This window comes from Jezberella montanilacus (assembly GCF_003003055.1).
Classification (GTDB): domain Bacteria; phylum Pseudomonadota; class Gammaproteobacteria; order Burkholderiales; family Burkholderiaceae_B; genus Zwartia; species Zwartia montanilacus.
Window position 1 is genome coordinate 424628 of the sequence record NZ_PVTV01000011.1, and the last position, 22089, is coordinate 446716.

General features: G+C 51.6%; 20 protein-coding genes and 1 other RNA gene. 6 read left to right on the forward strand and 15 right to left on the reverse strand.

The genetic code is table 11. The features are described 5' to 3' along the window. The first annotated feature begins 17 nt into the window (after window positions 1-17). Window positions 18-1148 carry a lytic murein transglycosylase B gene (gene mltB / locus BCM14_RS03615; RefSeq protein ID WP_106227026.1) on the forward strand — a complete coding sequence of 377 codons (1131 nt, stop codon included), beginning with the start codon at window positions 18-20 and terminating at the stop codon, window positions 1146-1148. An 11-nt stretch (window positions 1149-1159) separates the two neighbouring features. Here mltB and cysM read toward each other — a convergent pair whose 3' ends face one another. The 15 genes from cysM to gyrA all read right to left on the reverse strand — a co-directional run bounded on the left by cysM (window position 1160) and on the right by gyrA (window position 17655). Continuing rightward, complete coding sequence (gene cysM / locus BCM14_RS03620; RefSeq protein ID WP_106226613.1) at window positions 1160-2086, reverse strand: cysteine synthase CysM; 927 nt, start codon at window positions 2084-2086, stop codon at window positions 1160-1162. An 87-nt stretch (window positions 2087-2173) separates the two neighbouring features. Then, on the reverse strand, window positions 2174-2641 hold the full coding sequence (locus BCM14_RS03625; protein ID WP_259673403.1) for a ComEA family DNA-binding protein: 468 nt from the start codon (window positions 2639-2641) through the stop codon (window positions 2174-2176). Window positions 2642-2770: 129 nt separating this feature from the next. Next, the gene (gene rfaD, locus BCM14_RS03630; RefSeq protein WP_106226615.1) at window positions 2771-3778 is read right to left on the reverse strand and encodes an ADP-glyceromanno-heptose 6-epimerase; all 1008 of its coding nucleotides are present in this window, start codon (window positions 3776-3778) and stop codon (window positions 2771-2773) included. Further along, window positions 3769-4704: a D-glycero-beta-D-manno-heptose-7-phosphate kinase gene (rfaE1, locus tag BCM14_RS03635; RefSeq protein WP_106226616.1), complete on the reverse strand. Its 936-nt coding sequence runs from the start codon at window positions 4702-4704 to the stop codon at window positions 3769-3771. The genes rfaD and rfaE1 overlap by 10 nt, the downstream gene beginning before the upstream one ends. Beyond that, on the reverse strand, window positions 4701-5975 hold the full coding sequence (gene lapB / locus BCM14_RS03640) for a lipopolysaccharide assembly protein LapB (protein WP_106226617.1): 1275 nt from the start codon (window positions 5973-5975) through the stop codon (window positions 4701-4703). Before lapB ends, rfaE1 begins: the two co-directional genes overlap by 4 nt. A 25-nt stretch (window positions 5976-6000) precedes the next feature. Next, a complete protein-coding gene (locus BCM14_RS03645) occupies window positions 6001-6318 on the reverse strand; it encodes a LapA family protein (RefSeq protein WP_106226618.1) in 318 nt (105 codons plus the stop codon). Between the two features lie 140 nt (window positions 6319-6458). Next, window positions 6459-6842, reverse strand: coding sequence for an integration host factor subunit beta (locus tag BCM14_RS03650; protein WP_311042721.1), 384 nt, complete (start codon window positions 6840-6842; stop codon window positions 6459-6461). A 5-nt stretch (window positions 6843-6847) separates the two neighbouring features. Beyond that, window positions 6848-8560, reverse strand: a complete 1713-nt coding sequence (gene rpsA / locus BCM14_RS03655) for a 30S ribosomal protein S1 (RefSeq protein WP_106226619.1) — start codon at window positions 8558-8560, stop codon at window positions 6848-6850. Window positions 8561-8649: 89 nt separating this feature from the next. Further along, complete coding sequence (gene cmk, locus BCM14_RS03660; RefSeq protein ID WP_106226620.1) at window positions 8650-9315, reverse strand: (d)CMP kinase; 666 nt, start codon at window positions 9313-9315, stop codon at window positions 8650-8652. Further along, window positions 9312-10646 carry a 3-phosphoshikimate 1-carboxyvinyltransferase gene (gene aroA / locus BCM14_RS03665; protein WP_106226621.1) on the reverse strand — a complete coding sequence of 445 codons (1335 nt, stop codon included), beginning with the start codon at window positions 10644-10646 and terminating at the stop codon, window positions 9312-9314. Before aroA ends, cmk begins: the two co-directional genes overlap by 4 nt. Then, window positions 10643-11545 carry a prephenate dehydrogenase gene (locus tag BCM14_RS03670; RefSeq protein ID WP_106226622.1) on the reverse strand — a complete coding sequence of 301 codons (903 nt, stop codon included), beginning with the start codon at window positions 11543-11545 and terminating at the stop codon, window positions 10643-10645. Before BCM14_RS03670 ends, aroA begins: the two co-directional genes overlap by 4 nt. Window positions 11546-11547: 2 nt before the next feature. Then, entirely contained in the window at window positions 11548-12672 is a 1125-nt protein-coding gene (gene hisC / locus BCM14_RS03675; protein WP_106226623.1) for a histidinol-phosphate transaminase, read from the reverse strand. 77 nt (window positions 12673-12749) lie between these two features. Continuing rightward, complete coding sequence (gene pheA, locus BCM14_RS03680) at window positions 12750-13835, reverse strand: prephenate dehydratase (protein WP_106226624.1); 1086 nt, start codon at window positions 13833-13835, stop codon at window positions 12750-12752. Next, the gene (gene serC, locus BCM14_RS03685) at window positions 13828-14958 is read right to left on the reverse strand and encodes a 3-phosphoserine/phosphohydroxythreonine transaminase (protein ID WP_106226625.1); all 1131 of its coding nucleotides are present in this window, start codon (window positions 14956-14958) and stop codon (window positions 13828-13830) included. The genes pheA and serC overlap by 8 nt, the downstream gene beginning before the upstream one ends. 6 nt (window positions 14959-14964) lie before the next feature. Then, the gene (gene gyrA, locus BCM14_RS03690) at window positions 14965-17655 is read right to left on the reverse strand and encodes a DNA gyrase subunit A (protein ID WP_106226626.1); all 2691 of its coding nucleotides are present in this window, start codon (window positions 17653-17655) and stop codon (window positions 14965-14967) included. Window positions 17656-18182: 527 nt separating this feature from the next. Here gyrA and ompA point away from each other — a divergent pair. From ompA to BCM14_RS03715, 5 genes are all read left to right on the forward strand, one after another. After that, on the forward strand, window positions 18183-18767 hold the full coding sequence (gene ompA, locus BCM14_RS03695) for an outer membrane protein OmpA (protein ID WP_106226627.1): 585 nt from the start codon (window positions 18183-18185) through the stop codon (window positions 18765-18767). A 183-nt stretch (window positions 18768-18950) separates the two neighbouring features. Next, window positions 18951-19697: a bifunctional 2-polyprenyl-6-hydroxyphenol methylase/3-demethylubiquinol 3-O-methyltransferase UbiG gene (gene ubiG, locus BCM14_RS03700; protein ID WP_106227027.1), complete on the forward strand. Its 747-nt coding sequence runs from the start codon at window positions 18951-18953 to the stop codon at window positions 19695-19697. Continuing rightward, a complete protein-coding gene (locus BCM14_RS03705; RefSeq protein WP_106226628.1) occupies window positions 19694-20356 on the forward strand; it encodes an HAD family hydrolase in 663 nt (220 codons plus the stop codon). Before ubiG ends, BCM14_RS03705 begins: the two co-directional genes overlap by 4 nt. A 64-nt stretch (window positions 20357-20420) precedes the next feature. After that, window positions 20421-20783: a transfer-messenger RNA gene (gene ssrA, locus BCM14_RS03710) on the forward strand. 409 nt (window positions 20784-21192) lie between these two features. After that, window positions 21193-21705 carry a hypothetical protein gene (locus BCM14_RS03715; protein WP_106226629.1) on the forward strand — a complete coding sequence of 171 codons (513 nt, stop codon included), beginning with the start codon at window positions 21193-21195 and terminating at the stop codon, window positions 21703-21705. The last annotated feature ends 384 nt before the right edge of the window (window positions 21706-22089 follow it).

Sequence of the window (22089 nt, forward strand, 5' to 3'; positions counted from 1 at the left end):
TGGCAAATCTGGTTCGCATGTTTCGTCTCGTTATCTTGGCGGGCTGCACCGCAGTGATTGGCGGGTGCGCTGCCACTGCAGATCAGTCGACTGGCGGCCGTTCACAGAACCCCTCAGCAAACCCAGTACGGATTGGCTCAACCGAGCCGACTCCCGAAACCGAGCAACCGAACGCACCACAAGATGAGTTCGCGTCTTCAACCAGAAGAGACGAGGTTAAGCAGTTTGCTCACAAGCTAGCGACCACGCGCAGCTTATCCGAGCCCGCCATCTTAAATTTGCTGAACGAGGCACGTTACAGCGCAACGGTGGCCAAGTTGATCGCACCAGTTGCTAGTGGCCAACCTCGTCCACCTAAAAGTTGGAAGGTGTATCGCGGTCGAAGACTTGACTCGTTAACGGTAAGCCAAGGCAAAGCCTTTATGCAACAGAACGCATCTGCTTTAGATCGTGCGAGTGAAAGATATGGCGTGCCTGGCCACGTCATTGCAGCTCTGATCGGTGTTGAAACACTTTATGGCAAAAATCAAGGTAGCTTCAGAGCCCTTGATGCCCTCGCGACCTTGGCCTTTGACTATCCAGACATGAGCCGCCCTGAGCGAGCGGCCATGTTTCGCGACAACCTAGCCGATCTGATTGAGCTCGATCTCACAGGTAAGGTCAATGCAAGAACACTCAAAGGCTCATACGCTGGGGCGGTGGGGATACCTCAATTCATGCCAAGCAGTATTAAACGCTTCGCAGTGAGTGCTGATGGCCAAACCAAAATCGATCTCAACTTGAACCCCGCAGATGCAATTATGTCGATTGCCAATTATCTTGTAGAACATGGTTGGCAAAGAGGTCTACCTGTTTTTGTCCCGGTTCAGTTACCTGCCGAAGCTGATAAGCTTGTCGACGGCGGGCTTAAACCGACAACCGACTGGGCGCAACTTCAAGCAGCTGGGGCCAAGCTCAACGCTGGCCAAACGCTCAGTCAAGCTTGGATGAAAGCTGCTCTCGGGGTGATTGACTTACCAGAAGAAGCCGCTGGCACAACAGAGTACAGAACAGCCACGCCTAACTTCTTTGCCTTGACACAATATAACCACAGCTATTTCTACGCTGCGGCGATTGCCGATTTATCCGAGGCACTGATCGGACACTAACCGGCAGATTGTCACTGACCCGACTGCTCGTCAAACAAGCCCGTTGATAAGTAACGGTCTCCGCGATCGCACACAATGAAGGCAATGGTCGCATGGCTGACCGTCTCCGCCACACTTAACGCCGCAACCAAAGCACCCGCGGCGGACACGCCAGCGCAAATACCTTCTTCAGCGGCTAATCGTCTCGCCATTGCCTCAGCGTCTTTTTGCTCGATAGAAACAAACTGATCCACCAAACTAGGATCGTAGATGGAGGGAAGATACGCCTCGGGCCATTTACGAATACCTGGGATTTGAGAACCCTCTGCAGGTTGAGCCCCCACGATTCGAACCGTTGGGCTTTGCGACTTCAAATAGCGAGAGACACCCATGATGGTGCCAGTCGTACCCATTGCACTGACAAAATGCGTAATGCGTCCCCTCGTCTGCGACCAGAGCTCAGGCCCTGTCGTCTTGAAATGCGCCAGAGGATTGTCTGGATTTGCAAACTGATCCAACACCTTGCCCTCGCCATTTGCTTGCATCTTGCTGGCTAGGTCACGGGCATATTCCATACCACCTTGATTGGCTGGTGTCAGAATTAACTTGGCACCGTACGCAGCCATCGACGCCCGACGTTCTGTCGACAAGTTATCGGGCATGATCAAAATCATTTTGTACCCGCGCATGGCTGCAGTCATCGCCAGCGCAATACCGGTGTTACCGCTGGTCGCTTCGATGAGCGTATCGCCCGGCTTGATATCACCGCGCGCTTCCGCACACATGATCATCGACAAGGCAGGTCTATCCTTGACCGACCCGGCGGGATTGTTACCTTCGAGCTTACCCAGAATCACGTTGCCGCGTGCTTCGTTGCCCGGGCCGGGTATGCGTTGCAGTCTAACCAGTGGCGTGTTGCCGACGGTCTCTTCAATGGTGGGGTAGTTTTGGCTGTTCATGCCATGATCATACTCAAAACACTGCTGATCGTCTTGAGCATGATTTTGTCACGGCATCGTCAGCGCAGCGTGGTTAGTGCGGCGTGGTCAAGGCAGAGCTTCCATTAAGGGTATGGCGCTGGCCTGTTGAAGCCCTAAGGTCGATTTGTTTGATTGCCCACCTTTTCTGGCTGACTTCAGCGTCGCCTGATCGACTGAACCAACAGCAGAGCTCACACCTGAACCCACCATCAGTCCAGCCGCCTGCAATGATTGCAAGCGCTTTTGCCCCAGGCCTTTTACGCGATCCGACAGATCTTGCAGCGACTCAAATTTGCCCGCTCGGTCGCGCTCTTGCACAATGATTTGAGCCGTGCGCGGCCCTAATCCCCTCAAGGTCTGCAATTCGGTGATCGATGCGGTATTCACATCCATGGCCTGCGCGGAAAAAACCATGCTTAAGCCAGCGGCAGCGGCGGCCGCCCGATAGCGTCGATTGGGAAAAACTCGTCGCCAGCCATTGGTGGGACGAGCGGCCAAGGGCGTAGCAACGGGATCGTATAAAAACGGATTCATAGGGTCTCCAATAAAAAAACCACGCATGGTCAAGTGACCGCTGCGTGGTGTTATCTTGAAGGATCGATCGAACTGAGCATAGACTCAATACGTTTTTAATCCATGCGAGACTTTACGATCTTGCTAAGCTCACCGGCGCTTTAAAGATTTCGCATCCGGATACAGGGATCGTACATATTGCGCCACACCTGCTTGCACATCTAACATCGGTTCGACAAAACCGGCTTCCCGCAGCGCTGACGTATCCGCCTGTGTATAGCTTTGATAACGTCCCTTGAGATCCTCGGGGAAATCCATGTACTGGATCAAGCCCTGCTCAATCATCTGGCTCAAAATCAAGGGCTCTTTACCTTCGATCTCGCGCATCGTGTTGATGACAGAAAAAGCCACATCGTTAAACGGCTGCGCCCGACCGGTGCCGCAATTGAAAATCCCTGAGACTTCGTGGTTGTCAAAGAAATACATATTGACGGCAACCACATCATCCACATGGATAAAATCACGCATTTGGCCACCGTTGGCATAAGTATCCCAACCACCGAACAAGCGAACTGAACCTTCAGCCAGATATTGCTTCATGTTGTGTAGCGCAACAGAGGCCATACGACCTTTATGTTGCTCGTTCGGGCCATAAACATTGAAATAACGCAGGCCAACAACTTGCGAGGTGAGATCGTCAAACCGTTTGCGCAGTACTTCATCGAACAGCAGCTTCGAGTAACCGTAAATATTCAAGGGATGTTCGTAGGCCGCATCCTCAATGTATTCAGGACCAGCACCGTATACCGCAGCGGAGGAAGCATAAATCAACTGAGTGCCATGCGTTTGGCAGTACTCAAACAACTCGAGCGTGTAGCGATAGTTGTTATCCATCATGAACTGCCCGTCACGCTCGGTCGTATCCGAGCAGGCTCCCTGGTGAAAGATCGCCTGCACCTTATTTAAACCGCCGGTCGCGACCATCCGCCTGAAACCAGACTTATCCATGTAATCAGCAATGGTGTATTTGGCAAGATTGACAAACTTGTCACCATCCTTGAGATCGTCCACTGCGAGAATATCCGTGATGCCGCGCGCATTCAGTGCCGCGACAATATTCGAGCCGATAAAACCTGCCGCACCAGTGACTACAAACATAACAACTCCTCCGCTGTGACGATTGACGTCCCTAATTTACCCACCACGATACCACCAGCCCTATTTGCCCAACGCATCGCTTCTGACCACTCTACCCCCGCCGCTCGCATCACCGCTAAGGTTGCCAAGACAGTATCGCCAGCACCTGACACATCAAATACCTCATGAGCCTGGGCATCGACGTGATCGCTTCCCTGGTCATTAAACAAGGTCATCCCCTGTTCAGAGCGGGTTACCAAAAGTGCTTCTAGTTGCAAATGCGCTCTGAGCTTTTGGGCACGATCAGTCAAATCTGCTTCAGAGGACCAGAGGCCTACTGCTTGTTGCATTTCACTTCGGTTGGGCGTGACGAGCGTGGCACCGCGATACCGATTGTAGTCACTACCCTTGGGGTCCACCAAAATTGGGAGCCCTTTTGCACGGGCAATTTCAATCAAGGCGTCTACCTCGGTCAAGACACCCTTAGCGTAATCCGACAGAACCACGACGTCATGCGAAGCAAGCAAGGGTTCAAAACGGGCTCTTAGCGCATCTAGGGCAGTGGCACTTGGTTTCTCTTCGAAGTCAACCCTTAGCATTTGCTGCTGTTGCCCCAAGACCCGCATCTTCATGGTCGTGTGAATACTGGGGTCAAGTACCAATTGCCCTTGGACGCCATCGGCTTCGAGCAACTTACTGAGCTGCTCGCCTGCTTCGTCTTTACCTACGATACCCAAGAGGGTCGCCTGCGCACCTAAGGAGGCAATATTGCGTGCCACATTTGAAGCGCCACCGAGCCTATCTTCACGCTTAACAACATGCACGACAGGGACAGGGGCTTCCGGTGAAATCCGCTCGACCTTGCCAAACCAATAGCGATCGAGCATCACGTCGCCGACCACGAGAATGCGCGTAGCTGCCACGGCAGCTGCGGGAAATGCGCTCACTGTACTTCCTCCAAACGAAGGGGACGATAGGTCTCCCACGAGTTACATCCGGGACATTGCCAATAATATTGACGCGCCTGAAAACCACACATATTGCATGCGTAGCGATCCAGTCTTTGAGTATGACGCTTGATGAGTTTACGCAATAGTGCAAAGTCTGGCCCAGGTAGCTTCTGGAAGCCCCCTGCCTCGCGGTCAGCGGCAGAACTAGCCGCCGTGCTATCGGCAGCTTGGATCAATTCGATCTCAAGCATTCGATCCAAACCCAACAAAGACGGATTAGACTCGAGGGCGTCGCGTGCGAACTCCCAGGCAGCCTCAGCCCCATCTTGAGCCCTGAGCCCACCAAAAACGACGTTAAATAAATCAAGCGATGGGTAGATCTGATAGTGCTGGCGCAGAATCTCAAGACCTTGGGACGATTGCCCTAGGCTAACAAAACTTGCTTGAAGAGATTTTGCGATCAAACCGGCGAATTCAGGGGCTTGCTTCAGAACAGATAATAAAGCCTCGTGCTCGACTTTCTGATCATTGCGCGCCGCGGCGATGTCAGCTTTGAGCATCGCAATACGTACCTTGGGCGCCGCGATACCTGCGCTATAAGGGCTGGCGGGTCGACTGATTTGATCGGCTGAATCCGAGGCTTGTTGTGCGGCATTTAGCGCCAACTGCGCTTCATCTGGATTAGCAGGTGTCTGTTGCAGCGCAGCCTGCGCAATTTCACAGTGATAGTGGACTAATTGTGGAATTGGCTCATCGACGATTTTGCGTAATTTCTTCGCAGCATCGATGGCTCGCGGCCAATCATGCTCGGATTCATAGATACGAATCAATGCACGTAATGCAGGCAGCGAATACGTAGAGCCATCAAGCCCCAAAAAACCTTCTTCCGCCCGATCGAGCATGCCAGCTTTCAGATAGTCTTGAGCCAGTTCATGCTTGGCATGTTCCCGCTGGCTATCGGGCAAATCAGCACGGGCCAAGAGGCTTTGATGAACTCGGATGGCTCTTTCCATTTCACCACGGCGACGAAACAAGCTGCCTAGGGCGAAGTGAAGCTCGGTCGTCTCGGGGTCGAGCTTAGCGACTTCAATAAAGGCGTCGATGGCTTGATCTGGCTCTTCGTTTAGAAGAAAGTTCAAACCTTTGAAATATGAATCCGGCAGATTGCGGGTTTCTGACAAAATTTGACTGATATCAAGACGAGCAGCCATCCAACCCAGGCCAAAAAGCAAGGGGATGAAAATCAACCACCAGGATTCAAAATCCACGTATCAGGTCCAGATTAGTAATAGATCAAAATGGCGATAGCGGCAGCAGAACATCCGGTGACACGCTGTCGTTAGTCGACGGATTGACTGCTTTTTGAATTCGTTCGATATCTTTACGCAATCTCATGATTTCGCGGCGACGTCTCAAGGAGCCCGGCACGGTCAACAGCAAACCAAACAAGGTACCCACCACGAAAGCGGCAAGCATCACGACAATGAGATGGACATGGTCAAATTGCAAATCGCCATAAATTTTAACCGTCACCTCATCGGTGTTGTTTAAGGCGAACAACAGCACTGCAGAAAAAACCACAAACCGTAAAGCCCACACTAGATATCGCATGGTTCTTCTCCGAATCGCAAAAATAGATTGTAAGTCACCCCACGTCAACTCATTGCATTTTGCCCCTATTTTCCTGGCAAAAAAAACCGCCCCAAGAGGACGGTTTATCTTAACAAGCAAAACAGGACAGCAAATCAACGCTAGGCAGACGCTCGCTTTGACGATACAAACCGCTCTGTATCGATTGAACTGGTGCTGTCTAAATCCACATCGAACGCAGCATCGTCAGCTGAGTCGTCGTCTGCCGTTGCATCTACCCTCTCGCGCAACTCTTTTCCGGCTTTAAAGTGAGGCACCTGTTTACCAGGGACCATCACCTGCTCACCGGACTTCGGATTGCGACCGACACGAGGTGCCCGCTCGGATAACGAGAAACTGCCGAAACCTCGTATCTCAATGCGCTGGCCTTCGGCTAATGCCTGAACCATCGCATCAAGTACGGTTTTCACAGCTAAATCGGTATCTCGAACGGCCAACTGTGGGTAGCGGGCCGCCAAGATGGCGATCAATTCAGACTTGGTCACCGGTGTTATTCGGTATCACGAGCCTGATCGAGCTTGGCCTTGAGCAGTGCGCCCAAGTTCGTGGTGCCCGACGATGCACTAGCTTCTGTCATGCGTTGCATGGTTTCGGCAGTATCCTGGCTATCACGTGCCTTGATCGACAACTGGATCGCGCGAGTTTTGCGATCGACGTTGATAATCATGGTTTCGACGTTGTCGCCAACTTTCATCACTGTGGTTGCATCTTCAACACGACCAGAAGCCATCTCTGAGGCACGCAAGTAACCTTCAACTTCGTGTGAAAGGGTAATCGTTGCGCCCTTGGGCTCAACTGCCTTAACCACGCCAGGCACAACAGCACCTTTGTCGTTGGTTGCCACGAAGTTGTTGAAGGGATCACCTTCAAGTTGCTTCACGCCAAGCGAAATACGCTCTTTGTCAGTGTCGATACCCAAAACCACTGCGTCGAGTTCGTCGCCTTTCTTGAGGTTGCGAACGGCTTCTTCACCCGTTTCAGTCCACGAGAGATCTGACAAATGCACCAAACCATCGATGCCGCCTGGCAAACCAACGAACACGCCAAAGTCAGTAATTGACTTGATCGCGCCGCGAACTTTATCGCCGCGCTTAGAGTTCGCTGCGAATTCTTCCCAAGGATTCTGACGGCATTGTTTCATGCCCAACGAAATGCGACGACGATCTTCGTCGATTTCGAGAACCATGACTTCAACTTCGTCACCCAAGGTAACCACTTTACGTGGGTCAACGTTTTTGTTGGTCCAATCCATTTCTGAGACGTGAACCAGACCTTCGATGCCAGCTTCAACTTCAACAAATGAACCGTAGTCGGTGAGGTTCGTGACCTTACCGAACAAACGAGTGCCTTGCGGATAGCGACGAGCCAGACCAACCCAGGGATCTTCGCCCAATTGTTTGACGCCCAGCGAGACACGGCTCTTTTCTTGGTCAAACTTCAGTACTTTAGCTTCGACTTCTTGACCCACTGTCAGGACTTCCGATGGGTGACGTACACGACGCCATGCCATGTCGGTAATATGCAACAGGCCATCGATACCACCCAGATCCACGAATGCGCCGTAGTCGGTGATGTTCTTGACCACGCCTTTGACGATGGAACCTTCTTGCAGGTTTTCGAGCAGCTTCTGACGCTCTTCGCCCATGCTGGCTTCAAGCACCGCACGACGCGAGACAACGACGTTGTTACGCTTACGATCAAGCTTGATCACTTTGAATTCCATGGTCTTGCCTTCGAAAGGCGTCGTATCTTTCACAGGACGCAAATCGACCAAGGACCCAGGCAAGAAAGCACGGATACCAGCTGTCATGACAGTCAGACCGCCTTTGACCTTGCCGGTGATCGTGCCGGTCACCAATTCGTTTTTCTCGAGCGATTGCTCGAGTGAGAGCCAAGCCGACAAACGCTTGGCGCGATCACGCGACAGCACGGTATCACCGTAGCCGTTTTCGAGCGAGTCAATGGCAACAGAGATAAAGTCACCTGGATTAACTTCGAGCTCGCCTTGATCGTTGAGGAATTCTTCAAGAGGAATCAGTGCTTCTGATTTCAGGCCAGCATTGACGACGACAAAGTTATGGTCAATACGGATCACTTCTGCCGAGATCACTTCGCCGGACTTTAAATCCTGCTTTTCGATACTTTCGGCAAACATCGCGGCAAAACTTTCGCCGGATTCAATAGAGGTTTGTTGAGTTGACATGTTTGGGGAAATCCAAATGACCCAGTGGGGTCGGGTAGCACACCAATTTGCGACGGCTGTCGAAACCGATGAGGTTAGAGTTAAAAAACCTAAGTCCGATATAGACTCAGGATGGTTTGCACCGTCTGATCGATAGTCAATTTCGACGAATCAATCGTATGGGCGCCTTGTGCAGCGACTAGCGGAGCAACCGAGCGATCAATATCGCGCCGATCACGTTCTCGCATATCTGCAAGCAAGTCCTCTAGATTAGCAGAAATACCCTTATCGATCAACTGCTTATAGCGACGTTCGGCACGTGCGAGTACATCAGCCACCAAGAATATCTTTAAATCAGCATCGGGAAACACGATCGTCCCCATATCCCGACCGTCAGCGACCAAGCCCGGCAGTCGTCTGAATGCCCGTTGCCGGGCCAACAGTGCGGCACGCAGCGCCGGATTAGGCGCCAACCTGGATGCGAGATTGCCCACGTGCTCCTGCCGGATAAGGGAACTGACCTCCTGGCCTTCAAGCGTGACGCCATTGACGTGAAAGGACACATCGAGATGCTCGGCAATCTGAGCGACCGCCAAGGCATCGTCTGGTGGGACCTGATGATTGAGCACAGCCAGCGCGGTCAGGCGGTAAATCGCGCCACTATCCAGCGTAGACCAACCAAGCGCTTGTGCAATCAGGCTTGCCACCGTACCTTTACCTGAGGCCGTCGGCCCATCAATCGTGATAACCGGTGCAATCTGAGCAACGTCATTCATCGAACTAATCCCCGATAGACCTCAAAATACGTCGGGAAAGTCTTGCTGACACAAGCGGGATCCAAGATAGTCACTTTGGCAGGCCCAAAGGCAGCAAGCGACAAGCACATCGCCATCCTATGATCATCGTAGGTGTGAATCGTTGCGTCTTTCCAGCAACCCGTCGAGATTGGTTCAACCTTCAACCAATCTGGCCCGCTATCAACCTTTGCACCGAGTTTGGTCAACTCTGTTTGCATCGCATAGATGCGGTCGGTTTCTTTAACTCGCCAGCTGCCGATGTTGTTTAAGGTGCAAGGGCCATCGGCGAACAAGGCGAGCGTTGCGGCCGTCATTGCAGCATCTGGGATTAAATTGAAATCTGCATCAAATGCTTTCAGTTTGGCGCCCGTCGCGACACGCACGCCACGCACTTCGATAGAAGAGACGCTACGGGTAACTTGGGCGCCCATCATTTCAAGCGTATCGGCGAAGGCGATGTCGCCTTGTATGCTGCCGAGCCCCACCCCGTTTACCTGTAACGGGCCACCGCCTATCGCGCCCAGCGCCAAAAAATAAGAGGCCGAGGACGCATCACCTTCGACCAGCAACTGACCAGGCGAGCGGTACTGCATACCCGGTTGAACAGCAAATCGCTGTGTGCCAAGCCGCTCAACTTGCACACCGAAACGGGCCATCAAATTCAAGGTTAGTTCGATATAAGGTCTTGAAATCAGGTCGCCCACAACCTCAATGGTCAAGCCGCGACCGGTGCGAGCAACAGCTAAAGGGGCCGCCATTAAAACGGCTGTCAGAAACTGACTGGATACGGAACCTTGCACCCGAACCACATCCGACAGCATGCCGGCCGGACTGATTGCCAAGGGAGGAAAACCGGCTTGACCTAAATAGGCGATGCGAGTGCCCCACTCGTTCAATCCATCGACCAGGTCACCGATTGGTCGCTCATGCATGCGCGGGACACCCGACAACTCATAGTCGCCCCCCATCATCGCGAGTGCCGCAGTGATTGGTCGAAAGGCAGTACCCGCATTACCGAGAAACAGCTTTGCTGCTTTAACTGGAAATCTGCTCACACCCGACACAATCACCGATTGATCTGATAGTTGTTCAATGTGCACACCCAGTTGTCTAAGTGCGGTAAGCATGACATCAGTATCGTCGGACTTCAATAAGCCATCAATCTTTGTGTCGCCTAGCGCCAGGGCCGACAGCAACAGCACGCGATTGGAAATACTTTTCGACCCAGGCAGGGTCATTTGACCGTGCGCTTCGGAGGCGTGGCTTAATTCAAGCGAGGCAGGAGAATCTGGTGTCTGGCCCGGACTCATTGACCAAACCCCTTCCAGCTGCGACGCGCGGCTGAGGATTCTTCGAGCAGGTTTTCGATAAAGCTTGAGTCTTTATCTATCAAAGCGGCCTCCGCCCTATCCATCATGAGCCGAAAGGCTGCGATATCTTGCAGTAACGCGTCACGATTAGCGAGGAAGATATCCCGCCACATCTCAGGCGACCCTTGAGCAATGCGACTGAAGTCCTTAAAGCCTGATCCAGCCAGTGCCAGTCGTAAGTCAGGGTTATCGCTCTGCATAATATGAGCCATGTAGAGCGCTGCAATCCAGTGTGGCAGATGGCTAACCGATGCAAGCGCCTCGTCGTGTGCGAGCGGATCAAGCGTTACCACTTGAGCCCCGCAGGCTTGCCAGAGCGCGACGACAACATCGACGTCAGCGCTTTTGTTTGAAGGCAACGGCGTCAGCATGACACGTTGATTCACATACAAATTGGCGCGCGCGGCAGCGGGCCCTGTCTCGTGAGAACCTGCCATGGGATGGCCTGGCACAAATTGACTGGCGCGCGACTTCAGCACTTGATTAACGGTTTCAATCACGTCTTGTTTAGTACTGCCGCCGTCGGTCAGGATTGCATCAGGCTTTAAATGCGGTAGCAAGCGAGTCAGCACATCAGCCATTGCACCGACAGGTGTGCCAAGAAAAATGACGTCCGCCTGAGCTGCAAGGGTCTCATAAGAAACAATCTCGTCAATCAAGCCCAAGTCAAGCGCCTGCTCAAGCGTTTCTGATCGTCGTCCCGCAGCGACAATACGTTTGACGGCGCCCGCTTGACGCAACGCAGCTGCAAACGACCCACCAATCAAGCCAACCCCGACGACGGCAAGCGTGTCGATCGTATTGATTGATTGCGCTTGCTGGACGATTTGCTCAGACATGTTCAAGCTTTAGTCAAAATATCAGTCAACGCATTGATGAATACTTGATTCTCTTCTGGTAAACCGATGGACACGCGCAGCCACTCAGGCAAGCCATCGCCCGCCACGGGGCGAACAATGACGCCACGCTTGAGTAGTTCAAGGTTCATGCCTGCCGCGTCGCCAACTTTTACCAAAACAAAATTGGCAAAGCTGGGCACATAGGTCAAACCTAACTGCTCAAAAGCGGTTTGTAATTGAGCTTTGCCTTTGCGATTGACTTCGAAACTTTCCGCCAGGAACTCAGCGTCTTTCAAGGCAGCAATCGCAGCAGCCTGAGCCAAAGAATTGACATTAAACGGCTGCCGAACGCGGTTGAGCAAGTCAGTCAGTTGCGGCTGTGCCATCGAGAAGCCCACCCGCAAGCCTGCTAAGCCATAGGCTTTCGAGAAACTTCGTGAGACGATTAAATTCGCATACCGTTTAACGAGCGCCACACTGTCTACACGCTGTTGCGGCTCCAGAAATTCGTTATAGGCCTCATCCAGCACCACAGTGACGCGAGTGCCGTATTTAGCCGAAACCTGGGCGAGAAAATCCTCAATCGCCTGATTAGATAAATAAGTACCCGTCGGGTTGTTGGGATTCGCAATAAACACCAAGCGTGTTGCCTCATCGATCGCAGCCAACATGGCTGGCAGATCGTGTCCTAAGTTGACTGCAGGCACCACGACATGTTTTGCCCCGCGAGCCTGTGTTGCCAGACGATACACAGCAAAAGAGTGCCTGGCATACACCACACCGCTACCTGGCTCAAGTAAAGCCAATCCAACCAGCTCAAGAATGTCGTTTGAACCATTGCCCAGTGTTAGCCAAGCTTGGTCGATGTCATAGCGCTCGGATAAGGCGCGCTTCAGATCGAAGCCAGCGGGATCCGGATAGCGCCCCAGTTGATCAATCGCTGCGACGATAGCCCGCTTGGCTGATTCGGGCATACCTAGCGGATTTTCGTTGGAGGCGAGCTTGACGATTTTGTCTGGATTTAATCCAAACTCACGGGCAAGTTCGTCAATCGGTTTGCCGGGTTGATAAGGAGAAATCGCCGCAATATGAGCGGGTGCAATGAAAACCGATTTTTCAGACGACATGTGGGTTAGCCGAGTAAGTTAGCTGAGTAAGTTAGCCAAGGATGTGAATAAATCGAACGCGATGATTATTTAGCCCTTTACTGACAGGGATAAGAGCCAAGAATTTTGAAAAAAGCGCATTGCGCTTTGAGCTCAGCTAGCGCTCGTTTGACTGAAGGATCGAGCTGATGACCTTCAACGTCTACGTAAAAATAGTATTCCCAATCACCCGTTCTGGCTGGACGTGACTCAAAACGAGTCATTGACACACCATTGGTTGAGAACGGGGCGAGCATTTTGTATACCGCGCCGGCTTCATTGGATACTGCGAGAATCAAACTGGTCTTGTCGCGACCACTTGGCAAGGTTTTCAACTGCCCAATTGCTAAAAATCGTGTTCGATTATGGGGATCATCTTGGATACCCTGAGACACAACTTGCAAACCCCATGTCTGCGCCGCAGCGTCACTCGCAATCCCTGCAATGGTTGGGTCAATAGCGGCCAAGCGCGCTGCCTCTGCATTGCTTGAAACAGGCTCTCGAGCAATCGAGGGATGGTGAGCGTTCAGCCAGCCTTGACATTGCGCCAACGCCTGGGGGTGCGCCATGACCTTAGTCACGCCATCCATATTGCCACTGCGCGTCATCAAACAATGACGAATCAGAATTGAATGCTCACCAATAATGTCTACATTGGACTCGCGCAGTAAATCCAAGGTTCGGTTGACTGCACCTTCGGTTGAGTTTTCCACCGGCACCATCCCCACCTGCGCACTGCCAGACTGGACTGCCCGAAACACTTCGTCAAACGAGGGACAAGGTAGGCTCGATACGGAATGACCAAAATGTTCAAAGGCTGCCTGCTCTGAAAAGGAGCCGGCAGGGCCAAGATAAGAAACGACTAATGCTTGCTCAAGCCCGCGGCAGGCTGACATGATTTCTGTCCAGATAGACGAAATCGCGCCCGAGGGCATAGGGCCCGAATTTTTTTCTTGTAGGGCTCGGATCACCTGGGACTCGCGCTCTGGCCTCAAGACGGGGCTATGCTCGTGATGGGCATGTTTTGCATCACCAACCTGTTGGGCAGTCAGCGCCCGGTGGTTTAACAAATCCAGTATCTGCGCATCGATCTGATCGATCCGCTCTCGCAACGGAATTAACTTGGCTAGCAGCGACTCATCCATTGGCCTGCTCAAACTCATCAAGGTAATCAATCAAGGCCTGAACCCCTTCCATCGGCATCGCGTTATAGATTGACGCGCGCATACCACCCACAGTCTTGTGGCCTTGCAAAGCCATCAAACCACGCTGCTCTGCACCCTTGATGAACGCATCATCAAGCGAGCCATCTTTTAAAAAGAAAGGAGCATTCATCCTTGACCGAGCAAAAGGATGCACAGGCGCTCGATAAAAATCCGAACGATCTAAGCGGTTGTAGAGCGCCGTTGCTTTAGCGATATTCGCCTGTTCAAGCGCGGCAACACCACCTTGCCGTTTAAGCCATTTAAAAACCAAGCCGGCGATATATATTGCATAGGTTGGTGGCGTGTTGTACATCGAGCGCTCACGCGCCACATTGGTGTAATCGAAGGCTGTCGGACAGATAGGCAGAGCGTGGCCGATCAAGTCACGTCTGACGATAACAATCGTGACGCCCGCTGGCCCTGCATTTTTCTGCGCACCAGCAAAAACCATTCCTGTGCGGGATACGTCCATTGGACGTGACAGAAAGTGAGAAGAGGCATCAACCACTAAAGCTACCTCGGGGGCACCAAGATCCGCCATCAAAGGCCAATCGGCAAACTCAATGCCGGCAATGGTTTCGTTACTGCATAAGTGCAAATAAGATGCTTCGGGATTGACTTGCCACGAATTGGGTAAAGGCATCCAGGTACCGGGTGCACAGGTTTTACCGTCAATCACGGTCTCAGCGCGATTGCTTGCCGCGACGTTTGACTTGCCGTAGCGCTGACACTCTTGCTGTGACTTGGTTGACCAAATCCCAGTCACAACAAAATCCGCCGACTGGCCTGGCCGTGTCGCGAGCAGATTCAGCGGCACAATTGCGTTCTCAGCCGTTGCGCCGCCTTGCATGAACAACACAGCATACTCGTCTGAAATATTAAGCAACTCGCGCAAATCGGCCTCTGCCTCATTGCAGATTTGTGTGAAATGTTTGCCTCTATGGCTCATCTCCATTACCGACATACCCGAGCCGCCCCAGTCGAGCATCTCGTCGGCTGCTTGTTTTAAAACGGCTTCGGGTAAAGCAGAAGGACCGGCAGAGAAATTCCAGTAACGCGCCATAACAATCTATACCTCTGTCCCAGTGTCGTTGTCATCCTTGCCCTCAGTCGTATCGCTATCTGGCAAGGCAGCACTGTCAGCGTCACTGGCAACAGTTCCGGCCGTTGTGGCCTCGTCTTCGTCAACGTCTGCATCGCTTTCAGCAACGCGTCGCACACCTGACAACATACTGCCATCGTCCACATTGATCAAGGTGACGCCTTGAGTAGCGCGGCCCATTTCACGAATCTCTGACACGCGAGTGCGGACCAACACACCGCCCGTAGTAATAAGCATGATTTCATCAGTCGAATTGACCAACACTGCACCGACGACTTTGCCATTGCGCGCCGTCGTCTGAATGGCGATCATTCCTTTGGTACCCCGCCCATGCCGCGTGTACTCGCCAATGGGTGTGCGCTTGCCGTAGCCGTTTTGACAGGCAGTCAGCACGGTTTGGCTTTCGTCACCCGCGACCAGCATGGCAATCACGTTTTGCCCGTCTTCGAGCATCATGCCTCGCACACCGCGAGCGTTGCGGCCCATTGGTCGGACGTCGTTTTCGTCGAAGCGTACTGCTTTGCCCGAGTCTGCGAACAGCATCACGTCGTGTGTCCCGTCGGTGAGGTCAGCCCCAATCAGGAAGTCACCTTCATCCAGATCCACTGCAATAATGCCGGCTTTGCGTGGATTGGAAAAGTCGGACAGCGGTGTCTTCTTGACGGTGCCACGCGATGTTGCCATGAATACCGTCTGGTCATCACTGAAGGCTTTGATCGGGAGCACAACAGTAATTTTTTCGTTATCGACTAACGGGAACATATTGACGATAGGTCTGCCGCGCGACAGACGAGTGCCTTGCGGGACCTCCCAAACTTTGAGCCAATACACGCGACCGCGATCTGAGAAGCACAGCAAATAATCATGAGTATTAGCAATAAACAACTGATCGACCCAGTCATTTTCTTTGGTTGCAGTAGCTTGCTTACCGCGCCCCCCGCGTTTTTGAGCGCGATACTCTGACAGCGGTTGACTCTTGATGTAACCCGCATGCGACAAGGTCACGACCATGTCGGCGGGCGTAATCAAGTCTTCTGTGTCTAGCTCAGTCGCGTTCATCTCGACATAGGAGCGACGTGCATCTTTAGCGTTAACCGAAAACTCGGTCTTAATCGCTTGCAATTCATCGCTGATAATCGCGGTAATTCGCTCTGGGCGTGACAAGATGTCAAGCAAATCAGAGATGGTGTCCATCACTTCTTTGTATTCGTTGTATATCTTGTCTTGCTCAAGACCAGTCAAGCGCTGCAGGCGCATGTTCAGAATTTCTTGCGCTTGTGTTTCACTTAAGCGATAGAGCCCATCAGCCTGCAAACCATAACTGTCGGGCAAATTATCCGGGCGATAGGCTGCCCGACCACCGACTGCCTCATCATCAGCACGCGACAGCATCTCTCGCACCAACGATGAATCCCATGACCGGCTCATCAAGTCCTGCCGAGCAACCGGTGGCGTAGGCGCTGCTTTGATGATTGCAATGAACTCATCGATGTTAGCCAGCGCAACAGCTAAGCCCTCGAGCACGTGACCACGCTCTCTTGCTTTACGTAACTGAAACACTGTACGACGCGTGACCACCTCGCGCCGATGTTGAAGGAAGTACTCAACCATCTGTTTGAGGTTTAGCAAGCGAGGCTGGCCATCAACCAAAGCAACCAAGTTCATGCCGAACGTATCTTGCAACTGCGTGTTTTTGTACAGATTGTTGAGCACGACCTCAGGCACCTCGCCGCGCTTGAGTTCAATCACCAGACGCATTCCGTCTTTATCCGACTCATCGCGAATGTCTGAGATGCCCTCGATTTTTTTCTCGTTGACCAGTTCTGCGATACGCTCTTGTAGTGTCTTCTTGTTGACTTGATAGGGCAACTCGTCGACGACGATTTGTTGTCGCCCAGCCTTATCCATATCTTCGAAGTGCGTTTTGGCGCGCATGATGACGCGACCACGACCGGTGCGATAACCTTCGCTAACACCCGCAATACCATAAATGGTCGCGCCAGTCGGGAAGTCAGGCGCCGGGATCAGTTCGATCAGTTCATCCACGGTGCACTCTGGCTTGCGCAGGCAATAGAGGCAGCCATCAACCACTTCAGCCAAATTATGCGGCGGAATATTGGTTGCCATACCCACAGCAATACCCGAGCTACCGTTAACCAGCAGATTCGGCAAGCGCGATGGTAACAACAAGGGTTCGTGTTCGCTGCCATCGTAGTTTGGCCCGAAATCGACGGTTTCTTGGTCAATATCAGCTAAGAGTTCGTGCGCAATCTTTGCCAGACGGATTTCGGTGTAACGCATTGCGGCCGCGTTATCACCATCGATAGAGCCAAAGTTACCCTGCCCATCCACCAACATGTAACGCAGCGAAAAATCCTGTGCCATCCTTACTATCGTGTCGTAGACCGCTTGATCGCCATGAGGGTGATACTTACCGATCACGTCACCAACGATACGAGCAGACTTCTTATAAGCACGGTTCCAGTCATTATTGAGCTCGTGCATGGCGAACAAAACGCGGCGATGCACTGGCTTTAAACCATCCCGGACATCCGGCAGGGCGCGCCCAACGATCACGCTCATTGCGTAATCCAGGTAACTGCGGCGCATTTCTTCTTCCAGAGAGATTGGAAGCGTTTCCTTGGCGAAGGAATCCATATATATCAACAATACAAAAAGCTGCGGTTAAGGCCCTAACCTTTTTATACCCACTAAAATCTCGAGGGGGGTACACAAAAGTTAACGCTCGAAGGTAAACCTAGAATTCTACACTTGTGAGCGATCAAGTCCTCAGGCGGTTGCCTGTTTACGGAACCTTATTCAGAACGGATGCTCTAACGTGAGGCAAAAAGCACTGCTCACGTGAGGCAAAAAGCACTGCGCAACCGAGCAAATGTGTCACGTTTATTTCCATTCATCAGGCTAAACCCGACATATTGTTGTCAAAAACCAACAATAAATGGCGTTCAGAGCTAGAAATACGTGTAACAAGTGGAAACTCAGGACTTAGGGAAAGCAAAAGATAAATAAATACCGTAAGATTCGAGTCAGCACGCAGGAAAACCAGTGTGTAATTCTTTGAAACCTGCTCTTAGCGTTGCTATACTGGCCCCGTTTCCTGAATTATTGCGGCGGGGGTTCGCTGCTAGTCACACTTTTAAGCTTTATGCTCAACGAGGAGAAACATGAACAAGCCCTCCAAATTCGCTCTGGCACTCGCCTTCGCTGCTTTCACAGCAACTGGCGTAGCTTCCGCGCAAACGGTAGACAACTGGAAAAACGGCGACGGTACGCTCGTCTGGAAAAACGGCGACAGCACATTGTGCTGGCGTGATGCAAACTGGACACCAGCGACAGCTGCTCCAGGTTGCGACGGTGCAGTTGCCGAAAACAAAATGCCTGGTAAAGGCCTCGAGAACAACAAAGTTGTTTTCAACGCTGATGCATTCTTTGATTTCGACAAAGCAATCCTAAAGCCTGAGGGCAAGAAATTGCTGGATCAAGTCGCTGCCCAAGCTGGCACGATCAATCTTGAGACCATCATTGCTGTTGGTTACACCGATTCGATCGGTACAGATGCTTATAACGTCAAACTGTCACAGCGTCGCGCTGCTGCAGTGAAAGCATATCTGGTCACCAAAGGTATCGATGCTAACCGTGTTTACACGGAAGGCAAAGGCAAGACCAACCCAGTTGCTGACAACAAGACAGCAGCCGGTCGTGCCAAGAACCGTCGCGTAGAGATCGAAATCGTCGGCAGCCGCAAGTAATTGATGCTGCGTCGTTAGGCAAGGGTTAAATCCCTTGTCTTCGATCTAAAAAAGGTCTCGCTTGCGAGGCCTTTTTTTATTGTTACGCTTGGCTTTCGTGCTTTGATTTTCACGGCCCGGCCGCTCGCTGCTTCCTTTGTTGTAATCTGTTCGTCTTATCCTGTTTTGCCTGATTGGTTAAATATGCAAACTGAAACACCTTCTTCTGCCGATAGGGCTCATTCAGCCCCTCAGACAGCTAACGTCGATCAAGCTGAGCTCGATAAATTCAGCGCGTTAGCAGCCAAGTGGTGGGATCCCAATAGTGAGTTCAAGCCCTTACATGCGATTAATCCACTTCGTCTCGACTGGATTAAAGCGATAGTGGGCAATCTGTCAGGTAAACAAATACTTGATGTGGGGTGTGGTGGCGGCATTCTTGCAGAAGCGATGGCAAAGGCTGGTGCGAAGGTAACGGGGATTGATCTAGCTGAAAAATCACTGAAAATTGCCAAGCTGCATGGCCTTGAGTCTGGCGTACAGGTTGATTATCGAAATATCAGTGCAGAAGACATCGCGACCGAGCAAGCTGGTTGTTTCGACATTGTGACGTGCATGGAGATGATCGAGCACGTGCCCGATCCATCATCTATCGTTCGCGCTTGCTCGCAATTGGTAAAACCCGGTGGCTGGGTATTTTTTTCAACGCTTAACCGTAACCCTAAGTCGTTTTTGTTTGCAATTGTTGGTGCGGAATACATTCTTGGTCTGTTACCTAAAGGCACGCACCGCTGGCAAAGTTTTGTGAAACCGAGTGAGCTTGCGCAAGCCGCGCGCGGGGCTGGATTAAATCTCGTGCACGTCAAAGGCATGAGTTACAACTTGTTCACACAGGTTTATTCGCTCGGCAGTGATACCAGTGTCAATTATCTGATGGCAACACAAAAATGACCGGCCTCGTTTTATTCGATTTTGATGGCACTTTGGCCGATACGGCACCTGACCTAGCTGCTGCTGCCAATCGGCAACGCACGCGCAAAGGTTTAGAGCCCCTGCCCTACGAGTCACTGAGACCTTTTGCCTCTGCGGGTGCAAGAGGTTTGCTTCGGGCTGCGCTGGATATGACAACGGATCATCCTGAGTACGACGATCACCGTAAGCAATTTTTGCACGACTATGAAGCAGCAATGACCATACACACTCGATTATTTGAAGGTGTGCCTGAACTTCTGTCTCAAATTACTGCCGCCGGGTTGGCCTGGGGAATTGTCACAAACAAGGCAACTTATCTGGCAGCGCCTATTGTGTCTGCCCTTGGCCTAAGTGCAGACTGTGCAGTACTAGTCTGTGGCGATACGACAGCTCATGCAAAACCTCATCCTCTGCCTCTTCAGCATGCGGCACAAGAAGCTGGTTTCTCTGTGGATCGTTGCATCTATGTAGGCGATGATTTGCGGGATATTCAGGCAGCCCAAGCGGCCAACATGATTTCAGTTGCTGCAGAATACGGTTATTGTGGCGGTGAGCATCCGGTTGCCAGCTGGAAGGCTGATCATTATGCTGCAACCCCTTTAGCCATCTGGCCGCTTGTGCAACAAATACTCACATAAGCCTAAGTTCGTTTACATATTGCCCGTCTTATTTGTGGCATAGTTGGACTACAATAGCACTACTGGGGCCGATCCGGATTCGACGTGGGTCACGACTCAGTGCAGGGCATGTCGAGCACCAGTAAGCTCGTAAATCCACTGGAAACAATACAAACGCAAACGACTCGCGTTTCGCTCTGGCCGCTTAAGCGGTGAGCCGCTGCACTGATTTGTCTTTGGGTCAGGTGGGTAAAACCGCAGCAGCGTCATCAACAAAGAATCGGGGTTTGTCGGGTCATTCGTCAAACGCTTAAAACCAAGTGAATCGCCAAGGAAAGGCCTGTCTGTTGGCATAGTCCGAGGTTAAACAAAAAGTGAACAGACTACACATGTAGAACTGCCTGCCTAGGGCTTGCGGACGGGGGTTCAATTCCCCCCGGCTCCACCATTACCGCACATACCAACCCTTCGGGGTTGGTATTTTTTTGGCCGTAGGTTTGGGTTCATGCGGGTCTGTGGGGAGTGTTGTGGACTGCGGAGACGGGGGTTCGAGACGGTAAAAGTGAAGGTTTTGTCTCTGGGGGCGGATAGTCTCTGTGAGTCTGCGCTGTGGATATGGGTCGAAGTCCGCGAGTAGTTTTTGATAAATTATTTAAAATCAATGAGTTACTGTTAATGGCCAATTAAAATGACCCATTAGTGGCCATTAGTTTTGACCCACCTTAGTTGGCTGTAAAGCCATGAAACGTGTAGCGTTCTTGCCATATAAAAGGCACCGGGAGCGCGACATTGAAGGAGTGGGTTGTGATTCACAAAATCAAAGGGTTGTATGACAACGGTATCAACCGGCCACCGGCGTGATTGAGAGCGTGGTGAAGGGTGGTGCCAAGAACCACGCGGCCGTTCTTGAGTTGTTTGGCAAACATTTGGTTGGCCAGGAAATCAAGCCAGAGGAAATTGAGAAAAAAAGATACAAACTTAATGAATTGCGTGATGGCATGCTGGAGCCTTTTGAAGACTGGTCTAGCCATGGCATTGAAAAGATTCGTTTAAGACGTGCGCGTTTCTCACCCAAAAGTACCACTGGCGTCGCCTTTCAAATTGAGGCCTCACCTGATAAAGATCAGGATGATGCGATCAAGCTTGGCCTCGACACCTTGAAAATTCACCACTCCTTTGAAACCGAATACAACCTGGATGGTGGATCGGTCGTAGTTATTATGGAAACTGAACAGGGTCAAAAAAGCAAATCCTTCAGCTTTAGAGGTTGGAGGCGACCCGGCTTTGCCAGGACAACGTGCTTCGATGATTTACGGCGTCTCAATCGCGAACGATTCGAGAGCTGCAGAACTTCTTGCATCGATTTTTAGGGCGGGCAAACAGGATACTGGATGATTTGTCTTGCGCGGATAGAATGTGCGTATTCCGGAGCATCGTAATCGATCATTTCACGCTACCGTGACCGCCATTTCATCAAAGCGTGACCGGTGATTTCATCAATTAGAGACGTACTTCGATATCGCCATAGCGCCGAGTCGGATCACGCGCATACCTTCGCTAGCCACCCAACTTAGCATCAACAATTGACAATATAAATAAGAATCGTTACCATTTGTAATGATTTGTAAATACGAATCAATACTATTTATTGCTCAACACGAAATAACAAAATATCACCCTCTGCTCTGTCGCGCCCTCTCGGAGTTGTTTTATTTTGTTATTTATTTGTCATATTGTGGCCATACAATGATCTC